The sequence below is a fragment of the Arthrobacter gyeryongensis genome, from assembly GCF_039543785.1.
GTDB classification, from domain to species: Bacteria; Actinomycetota; Actinomycetes; order Actinomycetales; family Micrococcaceae; genus Arthrobacter; species Arthrobacter gyeryongensis.
Window position 1 is genome coordinate 121,524 of sequence record NZ_BAABKK010000001.1, and the last position, 13,880, is coordinate 135,403.

Here is a 13,880-nt window from a genome sequence, read left to right on the forward strand (position 1 = left end):
TACCGACACTCCGGGGAAATCCCATTTCCCTATGGTTGGAGAAGTTGCTAGCCGCCGCATCAGGGATACTTTTTTGTTTCCCTGCTTTCGGTTTGCGCTGGACCAGACGGCCCGAGGGGCCTGTTACCTGTTATGCGTTAGGAGCATAGATGTTCAAGACTGCGGACGAAGTCCTCAAGTTCATCAAAGACGAAGATGTTAAATTCGTCGATATCCGCTTCACCGATCTTCCGGGCGTCCAGCAGCACTTCAATGTGCCGGCCAAGAGCGTTGACGCTGACTTCTTTGTCAACGGCCAGCTCTTTGACGGATCTTCCATCCGCGGTTTCCAGGGCATCGCCGAGTCCGACATGCAGCTCATCCCGGACGTCACCACGGCCTTCATCGACGCCTTCCGCATCGAGAAGACCCTTGCACTGAACTTCTCCATCGTGAACCCGCGCACGGGAGACCCGTACCACCGCGACCCTCGCGGCGTTGCCGAAAAGGCCGAAGCGTACCTGGCCTCCACCGGCATTGCGGACACGGCATTCTTTGCTCCCGAAGCTGAGTTCTACGTCTTCGACAACGTCCAGTTCGAATCCTCCCCCCAAGGTTCCTTCTACAAGGTCGACTCGATTGAAGCCCCTTGGAACACTAGCCGCGAAGAAGAAGGCGGAAACCTCGGTTACAAGACCCCCTTCAAGGGCGGTTACTTCCCGGTATCCCCGGTTGACCACCAGGCTGACCTCCGCGACGCCATGTGCCTCGCCCTGGACGAAGCAGGCCTCGAAGTCGAGCGCTCGCACCACGAGGTCGGCGCCGCAGGCCAGGCTGAGATCAACTACAAGTTCACCACCCTGGTGCACGCTGCCGACGACCTGCAGAAGTTCAAGTACGTCATCAAGAACACCGCGTGGGAATACGGCAAGTCCGTAACCTTCATGCCGAAGCCGATTTTCGGTGACAACGGCTCAGGCATGCACTGCCACCAGTCCCTCTGGAGCAACGGCGACCCGCTGTTCTACGACGAGAAGGGTTACGCCGGCCTGTCCGACACCGCACGCTGGTACATCGGCGGCCTGCTGAAGCACTCCTCTGCTGTGCTCGCCTTCACCAACCCGACGGTCAACTCCTACCGCCGCCTGGTCAAGGGTTTCGAAGCTCCGGTCAACATGGTGTACTCGCAGGGCAACCGCTCCGCCGGTATCCGTATCCCGATCACGGGCTCCAACCCGAAGGCCAAGCGCATCGAGTTCCGCGCTCCGGACGCCGCGTCCAACCCGTACCTGGCGTTCTCCGCCCAGCTCATGGCTGGCATCGACGGCATCCGCAACCGCATCGAGCCCCCGGCTCCGATCGACAAGGACCTGTACGAACTGCCCGCCGAGGAAGCCAAGGACATCCCCAAGGCTCCGGGCTCCCTTGAGGAAGCCCTCGAGGCACTGCGCGAGGACAACGAGTTCCTGCAGGCCGGCGGCGTCTTCACCCAGGACCTGATCGACACCTGGATCGAGTACAAGTACGAGTACGAGATCCGTCCGCTGTCGCTGCGCCCGAACCCCTACGAGTTCGAGCTTTACTACGGCGTCTAGCAACACCGCACGAGGCATGAAGGGCCACAGTTCATTTTGTGAACTGTGGCCCTTTTCCTTTTAACGTCCCCGGACTCGGGCCCGCAAAAACAAGAACGGCTGTGTCCGCTAAGACACAGCCGTCCTTGGTAAAGGCCCCGGATCGCCGGGCCCGGACCCCCAATTTTCCCTACACCCGCCGGCGCCCGCTAATCAACCTAAAGAGGAAGACGATAATCGCCAAGACGATCAGTATCGGGGCGATCCAAAGAAGGAATCCCAGGGCCTTGACAGTTCCGCCAATGATAAAGAAAAGGATCGCGATGACCGCGACGATTCCGAGGATGACATTCATGATGTACCTTCCGTTTCAGTCGTAAACATTCTGATGATTGCCTTTATCGCTGTGCAAACCTCAGCAACCTTACTGTAAGCATGCTTATTATTCCAATCCGCGATCACGGAAACCTATCGCCGGAGTGGACGTCGTGGTACGTTCAGCGTGATCAGGATGCTCAAGAGAGTCCTCATCCCTTCCGGCTCCTGACGCAACTACTCAAAGCGGAGGCATACGATGACAACCTTGATGATCTTCCATGAGGTCGACGACGTTGAGCACTGGCTCAGCTCACCCAAACGGGAAGAACTCTTCGGACCCGCGGGCTTCACTGTTCGAACGTTCGTCGACCCGGAAAAAACCAACCGTGTTGGTTTGATCGTCGAAGTCCCGGACATGGAGACGTTCCAGCGAATGCTGGAGTCCGAAGCTGCTGCCGAAGCGATGAAATTCGACGGCGTGCGCCCGGAAACAATCCTGACTCTCGTTGAGTCCTAGATAGGGCCTAGTCGCCGAAACCCCGGTACATCGTCCATTGCGGACCGGCCGAACCACCCAAGTACCGGCCTGTCTCGACAAAACCCGCTTTTGCGTACGCAGCCTTGGCTGCGGGATTGCGTTCGTTGACGGAGAGCACGACGCCGGCCTGCCCACCACCCAGCCTCGCTGTCAGCTTCTGCGCTTCCCGGGCAGCAGCGGCAGCCGACAGGGAGCCCAGGCCCCTCCCCTGGCGCGTCTGGTCGATCAGGAACCCACGCAAGAGCCACGCGGAATCGTCGTCGTCCCATCCAGCCAGGGTTGCGGCACCGGCCTGCAAGGTGAAGACACCGACGGCGGCACCGGCCGCTTCGATCACGTACGGCAGGCGGCTTTCGTCTTCGAGGCCCATGAGCATCATCTTGAACGGGTCCCCGACGAAGTCGTCCTGCCCCGCGGCCAATTCCATGTCGGCGACATCGCCGAGTGTGATGGCGCGGGCATCGTCGTCGAGATCCTTCAAGGGAATGAGCCACACGGTTTCCAGCATCCTTCGAGCTTAGCCGTCCCCGCACTCCGCGGGGCGGCTCAAGCAGGAGCTCACTGGCCGTAGAAGTCCTTCTCAAACACGGCCCGGGTCCGCCGGCTCAGGCGCAGATAGTCTTCTTCGAACGCGGCGGCTTGCCCTGGAGGGTAACCACACCATCTGGCAACGGCCTCCAGGTCCCTGCGGGAGGCAGGGAGGACATCGGAAGCACGCCCGGTGCAGATCACGTTCGCCGAGCGGATACGGCTCGCGAGCCGCCAGGCTTCGCGAAGCAACGCGATGTCACCCTTGGCGATCAAGCCCAACGACTCAATCGCATCGAGGGCCTGCAGGGTGGAAGTGGTCCGGAGTTGCGGATGCTTCCCTGCGTGTTGGAGCTGGAGCAGCTGCACCAGCCATTCGACGTCGCTGAGTCCGCCCCGTCCGAGCTTTACGTGCCTGGCCGGATCGGCGCCTCTCGGGAGCCGTTCTGACTCAACCCGTGCCTTGACGCGTCGGATCTCCCGCAGATCGGTCTCGGCGAGCGATTCCGGGTAACGGATCGGGTTGATGAGCCGGAGGAATTCCGCGGCCAATTCGTCGTTTCCGGCCATTGGTTGTGCCCGCAACAGCGCTTGCGCTTCCCAGATGAGGGACCATCGCCGGTAGTATTCCGCATATGACTCGAGGGAACGGACCATGGCCCCGTTCTTCCCCTCGGGACGCAGATCGGCGTCGACACTAAGGACCCGCTCCGCCTGGATGGCCGGTTTGAGGGGTTGGGTCAGCAAGGTGGAAATGTGCCCCACGATGGCAAGTGCTTGTTGCTGGGCTTCGGATTCACTCGCCCCGGGAAGAGCGCGATGGACGTACATGACGTCGGCGTCGGAGCCGTAGCCGATCTCGCGTCCGCCTTGCCTGCCCATGGCGACCACCAGCACCTGCGTCTTGAGGGGCCCATCGGAAGCCATGATGGCCTCGGCGACGTGCAAGGCGCCCAGAACCGCGGCTCGGTCGGCATCGGCCAATGCCGCGCCCACTGCGTCTTGTTCCAGGAGGCCTGAGCTGTCTGCGATGGCGATCCGGAGGATTTCCCGGCGCCGGATGAGCCGGATGAGCCGCATCGCGTTCGCGGGATCGGCGTGGCGCGACATCTTGGACTGGATTTCCTGCCACTGCGCGTCGAAGCTAAGCGGCATGAGTTCCTTGTCGGCACCAAGCCACGCAACGGATTCCGGGGAAACCTCCAGGAGATCGGCGATCAACCGCGAGTTGGAGAGCACGTGGCAAAGCCGCTCGGCCGCCGCTTGCGAGTCCCGGAGCATCCCGAGATACCAATGGGTCGTTCCGAGGGCTTCGCTGACGCGGCGGAAGGCGAGCAGTCCGGTATCGGGGTCTACACCTTCGGCGAGCCAGCCGAGAAGGATGGGAAGCAGTTGCCGCTGCAGCGCGGCGCGGCGGCTGACCCCTGCCGTGAGGGCCTCGATGTGGCGCATGGCGCCCTGCGGGTCGCGGTAGCCGAGTGCTGCGAGCCGGCCTTGGGCGGCCTCCGGAGTGAGCCGGGCGTCTTCGGTGCTCAGCTTCGCGGCAGTGTTGAGTAGCGGCCGGTAGAAGATCCGATCGTGCAGTTCGCGAACGGACCGCTTGGTCTTCTGCCAGGTTTCGATCAGGGCGTCCGGATGCGGCCTGCCCGTTGAAAAGGGCCCCAGGACGGCCTTCGCGAGGAAGCGCAAGGACTCCTGGCTCGTAGGCATGAGGTGGGTACGGCGCATCTGGAACAACTGGATGCGGTGCTCAAGAACCCGCAAATAGCGGTAGGCGGCGTCGAAGGCAGCGGCGTCCACCCGGCCAATGTAGCCACCCGCGGACAGCGCGGATATCGCCGACGTCGTGTCCCGGCAACGGAGCGTTTCATCGGACTTTCCGTGGACGAGCTGCAGGAGCTGCACCGTGAACTCGACATCGCGCAGGCCACCGGGACCGAGTTTGATCTGGCGCTGTTCTTCCGCCGGAGCGATGTTGTTCGTGACCCTGCGGCGCATCGCCTGCACCGATTCCACGAATCCTTCCCGGCCGGCCGAAGCCCACACAAGCGGTTGGACGGCCTGCTCGTAACGCAAACCCAGGTCCGTGTCTCCCGCGATGGTCCGCGCCTTGAGGAGTGCCTGGAACTCCCAGCTTTCAGCCCACTTCGCGTAGTAGCTCAAGTGCGAGGGCAACGTCCTGACGAGGGGACCCGATTTGCCCTCGGGCCGCAAGTTCGCGTCAACCTCCCACAGCCCGGGTTCGGTCCCCGTGGACGAAATGGCACGGGATATCCCGGCGGCCAAGGCCGTGCCGATTGTTGCGGCCTCGGCGTCCTCGAGGTTCGGCGCCTCGATCACGTAGATGACGTCGACGTCGGAAATGTAATTCAGCTCGCGGGCACCGCATTTGCCCATGCCGATGACGGCCAGCCCGACGCCTGCAATATCGTCGGCATCGAAAGCCGCCGCGGCTTCGGCCCTGGCAACCGCCAGGGCTGCTTCTATCGCCGCACCGGCGAGGTCGGCCAGTTCGGCGCCGACGGCGGGCATGAAGTCCTGGGGGCTGGCGGCGCAGAGATCCTTAATGGCCAGTTCGGTCAGCCCGCGCCGGTAAGCCGTCCGGAGGGCGGCGTAGGCACTGGCCCCCGTCATCGCGGCAACGGGCCGGGGAGAGTTGGGATCAGCCTTGACCGAGCGGAGCAGCTTCGTCCGAAGCTCACGTGGGTCGGCGGACAAGGGCTCCGGGCTGACGCGAACATCAAAGACGTCCAGGTGTTCCGGATGCCTGATCAGGAACTCCCCCAAGGCCTCGGAGGCCCCCAGCAAGCGGTAAAGGGGCTCGCTGCGATCCGGGTGCTCCCCCGCGAGCTGCCTGAGTGAGGGATGCTTCTCAATCAAACGGACGAGCGACTGGAGCGCGGTGTCCGGGTTGGCGCTCAGGTGCAGGCCGGCAAAGATCGTCTCCTGGTCGATGCCGTCGAGTTCACGCGCGGCAAGGAACCGTTCACCCTTTTCGAGATCGCTGAAACCGGCCGAGATGAGCCGGCGGGCCAGGCTCACACTCACAACCTAGAGAATGCCGAGATTGCGCTTGAGCTCGTAAGGCGTGACTTGGAGCCGGTAGTCCTGCCATTCCGCACGCTTGTTGCGCAGGAAGTGGTCAAAGACCTGTTCGCCGAGTATGTCCGCTACGAGTTCCGAATCCTCCATGGCGCGGATGGCATCGTGGAGGCTTGCCGGCAGCGGAGTGTGACCCATCGCCTTGCGCTCGGCCGTGGTCAGCGACCAAACATCGTCTTCCGCGGCGGCCGGAAGGTCGTAACCCTCCTCGATGCCCTTGAGCCCGGCACCCAGCAACACGGCGTAGGCGAGGTACGGGTTGGTGGCGGAGTCAATCCCGCGGTATTCGATCCGCGCGGACTGGCCCTTGCCCGGCTTGTAGAGCGGCACACGAACCAGGGCGGAGCGGTTGTTGTGGCCCCAGCTCAGATAGCTCGGCGCTTCGCCGCCGCCCCAGAGGCGCTTGTACGAATTGACGAACTGGTTGGTGACTGCGGTGAATTCCGGCGCGTGGTGCAGGATACCGGCAATGAACTGGCGCGCGGTCTTGGACAACTGGAATTCCGCGCCGGCCTCGTAGAAGGCATTGGTGTCGCCCTCGAACAGCGAGAAGTGCGTGTGCATGCCTGAACCCGGGTGGTCGGTGAAGGGCTTTGGCATGAACGTGGCGTAGGTGCCCTGCTGCAGGGCCACTTCCTTGATGACCGTGCGGAAGGTCATGATGTTGTCAGCCGTCTGGAGCGCGTCCGCGTACCGGAGATCAATCTCGTTCTGGCCGGGTCCGCCTTCGTGGTGGCTGAACTCCACGGAGATCCCCACGGATTCAAGCATGGTGACGGCCGTGCGACGGAAGTCCTGTGCCACGCCGCCGGGCACGTGATCGAAGTAGCCGCCCTCGTCAACCGGAACAGGAACGCCGTTGGCGTCGAGGTCCTGGGACTTAAGGAGGTAGAACTCGATTTCAGGATGGGTGTAGCAAGTGAAACCCATGTCAGCGGCCTTGGCGAGGGTGCGCTTGAGCACGTTGCGCGGATCGGCGGCCGACGGCTCGCCGTCGGGGGTCAGGATGTCGCAGAACATCCTGGAGGTCTGCTCGGTTTCACCGCGCCACGGGAGGATCTGGAACGTGGAGGGGTCCGGCTGGGCCAGCATGTCGGATTCGAACACCCTGGCGAGGCCCTCGATCGCCGAGCCATCGAAACCCAGGCCTTCTTCGAAGGCGCCTTCCACTTCTGCCGGCGCAAGTGCCACCGATTTCAGGGAACCGACGACGTCGGTAAACCACAAGCGTACGAAGCGCACATCACGCTCTTCGATAGTTCGCAGAACGAACTCTTGCTGGCGGTCCATGGGGCCTCATTTCCGGGTCAACGTCCATGCCGCGGGTTCGGGGTTCGAAGCCGACGACAACTCAGCATTCACTCTACTAAGCATTGGCCCGGATTGGCTGCACCCCCGGACCGCGTAACACAGCGTTTACAAATGTGAGGCTCCTCATGCGCCGGTGGCTAGGACGGCCGGTACCGCATACGCTCTATTCATGGCCCCAAGCAACAGTTCCGATTCCAGCATGCCCGCCGAAGTTCCTGCGCCTTACGGAACCGGACCTGCCGCTGCAGGTTCCGGGGCTTCAGCGGTTGCTTCAACGCCGAAGCCCGCCGCCCGGATCCGCACCCATCACCTGCAACAGGCCAAGGCAAAGGGTGAGCGCTTTGCTATGTTGACCGCCTACGAGCAATACACGGCCGAAATTTTCGACCAGGCCGGCATCGAGGTGTTGCTGATCGGCGATTCGGCCTCCAACAACGTCTTCGGGAACGAAACCAGCCTCCCGGTGACCGTCGACGAACTCCTCCCCTTGTGCCGCGCAGTGGCCCGATCCGCCAAGCGTGCCTTGGTTGTGGCCGATCTTCCCTTCGGCAGCTACGAAGTGTCTCCGGAGCAGGCAGTGGCAACAGGCGTGCGCTTCCTGAAGGAAGGCCTGGCACACGCCGTCAAGATCGAAGGCGGCGCGTTCTATGCGGGAACTGTGCGGGCCATGGTCCAGGCAGGCATTCCCGTCATGGCGCACATCGGCTTCACGCCCCAGAGCGAACACTCACTGGGCGGCTACCGCGTCCAGGGCCGGGGAGATGACGCTGCACGCCTCGTCGAAGACGCCGTTGCCCTCGCAAATGCCGGAGCGTTCTGTGTACTCATGGAGATGGTTCCCGCGGAAACCGCGGCCGCCGTCGATGCAGCCATTGACGTGCCGACTATCGGAATCGGCGCAGGCAACGCGACCACGGGACAGGTCCTGGTGTGGCAGGACATGGCTGGACTGCGCGGCGGCAAGATGGCCAAGTTCGTCAAGCAATATGCGGATCTGCGCACCACCCTGAGCGAAGCGGCGAAGGCGTACGCCGACGACGTCAGGTCCGGCCAGTTCCCGGGCCCGGAACACTCCTTCTAGGACCAGAGCGGCCCTCGTCGGAGCTAGTCCTCTTCGTCTTTGTCCCAGGCTTCGTTGCGGGCCTTGACCTTTTCGAGGGCATGCTCGGCTTCCTCGCGGGTCTTGTAAGGACCGATCAACTGGGACCAGTCGGACAACGCGTCCTCTTCGATTTGGTGTGTCTGAACGTTGTACCAGAACTCCGCCACGGTTTCTCCTTTGCGAATCCCGCCGTAAGCTCGGCGGGGCCGGTTGCCCTGCGTGCGGGCCGATATTTAGCTACTTAGTTACTTGCGTCTCGTGCGTCCCTTATATGATCAATCTATGCCTTCTCCCGCTCTGACCGCACCCATCGGCACGCTCACCCGTGGAACCGTCAGCCCACAGCTGCCGGTACCGGCGTCCATCCCGCGCCCGGAGTACGTCGGCAAGCCTGGACCGGCGAAGTTCACCGGTTCAGAGGTCAAATCGGCGGAAACCATCGAGAAGATCCGCATCGCCAGCAAAATCGCGGCCCAGGCGATCGTCGAGGTCGGCAAGCACATCGAGCCGGGGGTCACGACCGACCAGTTGGACCGGATCGGCCACGAGTTCATCCTGGACCACAACGCCTACCCGTCTACTCTTGGCTACCGGGGCTTCCCCAAGTCCCTGTGCTCCTCGCTCAACGAGGTCATCTGCCATGGCATTCCGGACAGCACCGTCGTCCAGGACGGCGACATCCTGAACATCGACATCACGGCCTACATCAACGGCGTCCACGGCGACACGAACTACACCTTCCTGGTGGGAGACGTCGACGACGAGTCGCGATTTCTCGTTGAACGCACCCGGGAGTCGCTCAACCGGGCCATCAAGGCCGTAGCGCCTGGCCGCGAAATCAACGTGATCGGCCGCGCCATCCAGTCGTACGCGAAACGCTTCGGTTACGGCGTGGTCCGCGACTTCACCGGCCACGGCGTCGGCGAGGCTTTCCACACGGGCCTGATCATCCCCCACTACGACGCCGCGCCGGCCTACAACACGGTCATCGAAGCCGGCATGGTCTTTACGATTGAACCCATGCTCACCCTCGGAACGATCGAGTGGGACATGTGGCCCGATGAATGGACCGTAGTCACCCGCGACCACAAGCGGACCGCGCAATTCGAACACACCCTGTTGGTCACCGAGACCGGCGCCGAAATCCTGACTCTTCCTTAAGCTCGCCGGAAGGTCACCTGCAGCCGTTCGTGCTGCGACATGCCCACCCCTCCTGCCATGAACGGAAACGCATTGACCAAGAAGGATGAGAAGATCCACAAGAACGGCCCGCTGATCGGCATCGACGTCGGTGGCACCGGCATCAAGGGCGGCATCGTCGATCTCAAGAAGGGCAAGCTGCTCGGGGACCGCCTTCGTATCCCGACGCCGCAGCCTGCCACTCCCGAAGCCGTCGCCGAAGTTATCGCACAGATCGTCGAGGAATTGTCGGCCCGCGAGGATGCCCCCGCCAAGGGTTCGCCCGTGGGAGTCACCTTCCCCGGAATCATCCAGCACGGCGTGGTCCGCTCTGCCGCCAACGTGGACAAGTCCTGGCTCGACACCGACATTGATTCGCTGCTCACCAAGCGACTGGACCGTCCCGTCGAGGTCATCAACGACGCCGACGCAGCCGGACTCGCTGAAGCCCGCTACGGCGCAGGCGAAGGCGTCGACGGCACGGTCCTGGTCATCACACTCGGGACAGGCATCGGCTCAGCCTTCATCTTCAACGGGCACCTGGTGCCCAACGCCGAGCTCGGCCACCTCGAAGTGGACGGCCACGACGCCGAAACGAAGGCATCCGCCGTGGCCCGTGAACGCGACGGCTTGAGCTGGGAAGAGTACAGCGTGCTGCTGCAGCGCTATCTCTCCCACGTCGAGTTCCTGTTCTCCCCGGAACTCTTCATCATCGGTGGCGGTATTTCGAAGCGTTCGGACGAATACTTCCCCCACCTGAATCTGCGGACCCGCATCGTCACCGCAGAACTGAAGAACGACGCCGGAATCGTGGGGGCCGCGCTTGACGTCGCCCTCCACCACAAGCTGGCCAAGTAGTAGGCAGCCTTCCGGATGGACGACGGCGTGCCCCTCTGCGATTGCCTAAGGGCGGCCGCAGAGGGGTACGCCGTCGTTTGTCAACTGCTCGGGCGGACGGTAGAAGTGATGCCGGTGGTGGCTGCGGCTTCCCCTCCGCTGCCACCACCGGAGCTAGATGGGGCTCTTCTCGGAGCTCTTGCCCTTGGCGATTTTCGCCGCATTCCCGGCTGCTGCGCTTTCGGCTTCGTGGCGGAGCAGCGAAATGGCCGATTCGAAGTCCTCAAGCGATTCGAAGGCCTGGTAAACGCTGGCAAATCGCAAGTAGGCGACTTCGTCGAGTTTCTGGAGTGGTCCCAGGATGGCCAGGCCGACCTCGTGGGCGTCGATTTCAGCCGCGCCGGAAGAGCGGATATTTTCCTCGACTTCCTGGGCCAGCATCGCGAGGTCGTCTTCAGTCACGGGACGTCCCTGGCAGGCCTTCCGAACGCCGTTGATGATCTTGATCCGGCTGAAGGGCTCTCCCACGCCGGAGCGTTTTATGACGGAAAGGCTTGTGGTCTCCACGGTGGTGAACCGGCGTCCGCACTCGGGGCACTGGCGCCGACGGCGGATGGCTGAGCCGTCGTCGGCCATCCGACTGTCCACAACGCGTGAGTCGGGGTTTCGGCAGAACGGACAATACACGCTGGGCCTCCCCTGCTTGGTTCCGGCCCCCTGTCCCCACGGCGGCATCGGCCGGGGACGCAAATGGTGCCGGAAGTTTGACTTCCGGCACCAGTTTACGGCTACATAAGGCCTAATGACAAGACTGTAATTACTATATGTAGTGGTTGTTACCCATACATGTAGTGGTTTAGGGCCCCGCGAAACGAATCTTGACGGCGTCGCCGTGGCCGGGAAGGTCTTCGGCGTCGGCGAGGCTCACGATGTGTTTGCTGACCTGTTCCAAGGCAGCCTTGTCGTAGTTGATCACCTGGACGGCACGAAGGAATGTTGTCACGTTCAGTCCGGAAGAGAAGGCCGCTGTACCGCTCGTGGGCAAAACGTGGTTGGAGCCTGCACAGTAGTCTCCGAGGCTGACCGGGCTGTAGTCCCCTACGAAAATCGCGCCGGCGTTGCGGATCCTTGCGGCCACCACGGCCGCGTCCGCCGTCATGATTTCCAAATGTTCTGCCGCGTACGCATCGCAGACCGCAATCCCCTGCTCGATATCGTCCACCAGCACCACGCCTGACTGTGGGCCCGACAATGCCGTGGTGACTCGCTCACCGTGCTTCGTGGTTCCTGCCTGCACCGCGAGTTCCCGCTGCACCGCGGAGGCGAGTTCCTCGGAATCGGTGATCAGGACAGACGCCGCCTTGGGGTCGTGCTCGGCCTGGCTGATGAGGTCCGCAGCCACGAGCTCCGGACGGGCGGAAGCATCAGCCAGGATGGCGATCTCGGTAGTGCCGGCCTCGGAGTCGATCCCCACGACGCCTTTCACAAGCCGCTTGGCGGTGGCGACGAAGATGTTTCCGGGACCGGTCACGACGTCCACGGGCTCGATGGGCTGATCGTCGGCAGCCCCGGGGATACCGTAGGCAAAGGAAACAATCGCCTGGGCCCCTCCGATGGCATACACCTCGTTGATGCCGAGCAAAGCGGCCGCGGCCAGGATGGTGGGGTGGGGCAAGCCTCCGAAGTCCTTCTGGGGCGGAGACGCCAAGGCGATCGAGGCGACCCCGGCAGCCAGCGCCGGAACGACGTTCATGATCACTGAGGAAGGGTAGACGGCCAGGCCGCCGGGAACATACAGCCCCACGCGGCCCACCGGCACCCAATTCTGGCTGACGACGGCGCCGTCCCCCAGTTCCACATCGACGTTCGCGGGCCGTTGGCCGTCAGCAAAGCGCCGGGCACGGCTGATGGATTCCTCCAGCGCCGCGCGGACCGACGGATCCAGGTTCTCAAGGGCTTCAGCAAGGGCGGCGGCCGGCACGCGCGGGTGGGACTGCTCCACGCCGTCGAACGCCAGCGCGAACTCCCCAAGCGCCTCGAAGCCGCGGGAACGGACGGCCGCAATGATGTCCAGCACTTTTTGCTCAGCGTCAGCCATGGTCTGATGCTTCGCCCGGGGCACCACGGCCCGCAGTTCCGCCAAGGTCAGGGACCGTCCGCGCAAGTCAATGCGGCGGAAGTCCAGGGGCTGGGCGGTTTCGGCAGGAGTCTCCGGATTAATGGTCACCAGACCATTTTACGGGGCAAGCGGCGGTGCCTCCGGCTGCTTTCCCATCAAGCCGAAAAGAGTCAGGAGGAATGTGACAAGGGCCGTCGACCCTGGCCACAGCAAAAGTGCCGTCAACGACCGCAAGGAGAAGCCGTCACTTCCGCTTGGGGCGGCACCCCACCACTGCGCGGCCAGCAGACCCACCTGCCAAGCCACCAGGGCCCCTGCCGCGCCACCCAGGACTGCAAGGAACGTGCGGATACCGTGCCCGGGCCTCCGGACCTTGCTGTCGAGCAGGACTGCTGTGAAACAGCCGGAAAGAAGCAGAAGCCCGGCCAGGACCAAGTCCCTCGGAAGCCGACCCGCCGGGGCTGTCGGATCGGCGAGGGCAGGATTTCCGGAGATCACGTTGAGACCGCCCGGAGCCAACAGCCACCACGCGAGACCCAGCCCAACGCCCGAGGCGGCGGGCACCGCGAGCCAAAGCCACCATTTGCGATCCCGCGTGTTCGTGCCTGTGTCCGGGTCCGTGTCCCTCGCGGGGCCGGAGTCGAGAAGGTTCGATGTTGGCTTGGTCATGACACAAACATTAACAAACGTTTCTGGACGCCCAAGAAGCAAGCGTGCCGGCGGGCAGCGGAATACGCTGAATCCATCAGCGTTATTACCACTAGCTCACGCAGGAGATCGGCAAAGTGGCTTCGGACAATCCGGCTTTTGAAGCAACATTCAAGCAAATGTTCCGCCGGCATGCCGCGGGGGTGGCCATCATCACTGCCGACCTCAACGGCAAGCCTTTCGGCTTCACGGCGACGTCCGTGGCTTCGCTGTCTGCAGAGCCGCCCCGCTTCACGTTCAACATGTCCCGTAGTTCCAGTTCCTGGCCGGCAGTGGCGAATTCGACGTATATCGGCCTGCACATGCTCGGCCTCGAGAACCAGGCCCTCGCAGACCGCTTCGCCCGTACCCAGGAAAGGTTTGAGGGCGATCATTGGGAGCCGGGGCCCTTCGATGTCCCCATCCTCAAGAACGTGGCCGGTTGGCTGATCGGCAAGATCCAGATGCGCCTGTCCTTCGAAAACAACGCGATCGTGGTGGTGGAGGTTGTCGACGGGCTGGTCGGCGAGGACGATACTCCCCTGCTGTACCACTCGGGCTCCTACGGCCAGCCGGTCCCGATCGATTATGAGATCTAGTTAAGGC

At 63.0% G+C, this 13,880-nt stretch carries 14 protein-coding genes; 6 read left to right on the forward strand and 8 right to left on the reverse strand.

Going from position 1 to position 13,880, the window contains the following annotated elements; all coding sequences use genetic code 11:
- Positions 1-149 precede the first annotated feature (149 nt).
- A complete protein-coding gene (gene glnA / locus ABEA18_RS00565) occupies positions 150-1,574 on the forward strand; it encodes a type I glutamate--ammonia ligase (RefSeq protein ID WP_234753877.1) in 1,425 nt (474 codons plus the stop codon).
- Between the two features lie 169 nt (positions 1,575-1,743).
- Here glnA and ABEA18_RS00570 read toward each other — a convergent pair whose 3' ends face one another.
- Positions 1,744-1,908 (reverse strand): DUF2207 domain-containing protein, encoded by a 165-nt coding sequence (locus ABEA18_RS00570; RefSeq protein WP_148667595.1) that lies wholly within the window; start codon positions 1,906-1,908, stop codon positions 1,744-1,746.
- 219 nt (positions 1,909-2,127) lie between these two features.
- On the opposite strand from ABEA18_RS00570, the gene ABEA18_RS00575 reads away from it, so the two are divergent.
- On the forward strand, positions 2,128-2,388 hold the full coding sequence (locus tag ABEA18_RS00575; RefSeq protein WP_345446826.1) for a hypothetical protein: 261 nt from the start codon (positions 2,128-2,130) through the stop codon (positions 2,386-2,388).
- Between the two features lie 7 nt (positions 2,389-2,395).
- Here ABEA18_RS00575 and ABEA18_RS00580 read toward each other — a convergent pair whose 3' ends face one another.
- The 3 genes from ABEA18_RS00580 to ABEA18_RS00590 are packed head-to-tail and all read right to left on the reverse strand — an operon-like array spanning position 2,396 to position 7,329.
- On the reverse strand, positions 2,396-2,917 hold the full coding sequence (locus tag ABEA18_RS00580) for a GNAT family N-acetyltransferase (protein ID WP_345446829.1): 522 nt from the start codon (positions 2,915-2,917) through the stop codon (positions 2,396-2,398).
- Positions 2,918-2,967: 50 nt separating this feature from the next.
- Entirely contained in the window at positions 2,968-5,979 is a 3,012-nt protein-coding gene (locus ABEA18_RS00585; RefSeq protein WP_345446832.1) for a bifunctional [glutamine synthetase] adenylyltransferase/[glutamine synthetase]-adenylyl-L-tyrosine phosphorylase, read from the reverse strand.
- Between the two features lie 9 nt (positions 5,980-5,988).
- Positions 5,989-7,329 carry a glutamine synthetase family protein gene (locus ABEA18_RS00590; RefSeq protein ID WP_234753871.1) on the reverse strand — a complete coding sequence of 447 codons (1,341 nt, stop codon included), beginning with the start codon at positions 7,327-7,329 and terminating at the stop codon, positions 5,989-5,991.
- 190 nt (positions 7,330-7,519) lie between these two features.
- Here ABEA18_RS00590 and panB point away from each other — a divergent pair, with 190 nt between their 5' ends.
- Positions 7,520-8,431, forward strand: coding sequence for a 3-methyl-2-oxobutanoate hydroxymethyltransferase (gene panB, locus ABEA18_RS00595; RefSeq protein ID WP_345446836.1), 912 nt, complete (start codon positions 7,520-7,522; stop codon positions 8,429-8,431).
- A gap of 23 nt (positions 8,432-8,454) precedes the next feature.
- Here panB and ABEA18_RS00600 read toward each other — a convergent pair whose 3' ends face one another.
- The gene (locus tag ABEA18_RS00600; RefSeq protein ID WP_345446838.1) at positions 8,455-8,619 is read right to left on the reverse strand and encodes an SPOR domain-containing protein; all 165 of its coding nucleotides are present in this window, start codon (positions 8,617-8,619) and stop codon (positions 8,455-8,457) included.
- A gap of 115 nt (positions 8,620-8,734) precedes the next feature.
- On the opposite strand from ABEA18_RS00600, the gene map reads away from it, so the two are divergent.
- Together map and ppgK are read left to right on the forward strand one after the other, a co-directional pair.
- Positions 8,735-9,613, forward strand: a complete 879-nt coding sequence (gene map, locus ABEA18_RS00605; protein WP_345446840.1) for a type I methionyl aminopeptidase — start codon at positions 8,735-8,737, stop codon at positions 9,611-9,613.
- Between the two features lie 72 nt (positions 9,614-9,685).
- The gene (gene ppgK, locus ABEA18_RS00610) at positions 9,686-10,489 is read left to right on the forward strand and encodes a polyphosphate--glucose phosphotransferase (RefSeq protein WP_272909619.1); all 804 of its coding nucleotides are present in this window, start codon (positions 9,686-9,688) and stop codon (positions 10,487-10,489) included.
- A gap of 153 nt (positions 10,490-10,642) precedes the next feature.
- Here the strand turns inward: ppgK and nrdR are convergent, their stop codons facing one another.
- The 3 genes from nrdR to ABEA18_RS00625 all read right to left on the reverse strand — a co-directional run bounded on the left by nrdR (position 10,643) and on the right by ABEA18_RS00625 (position 13,256).
- Positions 10,643-11,155, reverse strand: a complete 513-nt coding sequence (nrdR, locus tag ABEA18_RS00615) for a transcriptional regulator NrdR (RefSeq protein ID WP_345446843.1) — start codon at positions 11,153-11,155, stop codon at positions 10,643-10,645.
- A gap of 169 nt (positions 11,156-11,324) precedes the next feature.
- Positions 11,325-12,695, reverse strand: coding sequence for a histidinol dehydrogenase (gene hisD, locus ABEA18_RS00620; protein ID WP_345446845.1), 1,371 nt, complete (start codon positions 12,693-12,695; stop codon positions 11,325-11,327).
- A gap of 9 nt (positions 12,696-12,704) precedes the next feature.
- Positions 12,705-13,256, reverse strand: a complete 552-nt coding sequence (locus ABEA18_RS00625; RefSeq protein WP_345446848.1) for a hypothetical protein — start codon at positions 13,254-13,256, stop codon at positions 12,705-12,707.
- A 158-nt stretch (positions 13,257-13,414) separates the two neighbouring features.
- On the opposite strand from ABEA18_RS00625, the gene ABEA18_RS00630 reads away from it, so the two are divergent.
- Positions 13,415-13,873 carry a flavin reductase family protein gene (locus ABEA18_RS00630; protein ID WP_425550457.1) on the forward strand — a complete coding sequence of 153 codons (459 nt, stop codon included), beginning with the start codon at positions 13,415-13,417 and terminating at the stop codon, positions 13,871-13,873.
- Positions 13,874-13,880 lie beyond the last annotated feature (7 nt).

What these genes read in the sequence shown, in the direction of transcription:
- glnA (WP_234753877.1), top strand. Translation starts at nt 150, where the DNA reads ATGTTCAAGACTGCGGACGAAGTCCTCAAGTTCATCAAAGACGAAGAT.
- ABEA18_RS00590 (WP_234753871.1), bottom strand. Translation starts at nt 7,329, where the DNA reads ATGGACCGCCAGCAAGAGTTCGTTCTGCGAACTATCGAAGAGCGTGAT.
- ABEA18_RS00570 (WP_148667595.1), bottom strand. Translation starts at nt 1,908, where the DNA reads ATGAATGTCATCCTCGGAATCGTCGCGGTCATCGCGATCCTTTTCTTT.
- map (WP_345446840.1), top strand. Translation starts at nt 8,735, where the DNA reads ATGCCTTCTCCCGCTCTGACCGCACCCATCGGCACGCTCACCCGTGGA.
- ABEA18_RS00580 (WP_345446829.1), bottom strand. Translation starts at nt 2,917, where the DNA reads ATGCTGGAAACCGTGTGGCTCATTCCCTTGAAGGATCTCGACGACGAT.
- ABEA18_RS00575 (WP_345446826.1), top strand. Translation starts at nt 2,128, where the DNA reads ATGACAACCTTGATGATCTTCCATGAGGTCGACGACGTTGAGCACTGG.
- ABEA18_RS00625 (WP_345446848.1), bottom strand. Translation starts at nt 13,256, where the DNA reads ATGACCAAGCCAACATCGAACCTTCTCGACTCCGGCCCCGCGAGGGAC.
- ABEA18_RS00630 (WP_425550457.1), top strand. Translation starts at nt 13,415, where the DNA reads ATGTTCCGCCGGCATGCCGCGGGGGTGGCCATCATCACTGCCGACCTC.
- panB (WP_345446836.1), top strand. Translation starts at nt 7,520, where the DNA reads ATGGCCCCAAGCAACAGTTCCGATTCCAGCATGCCCGCCGAAGTTCCT.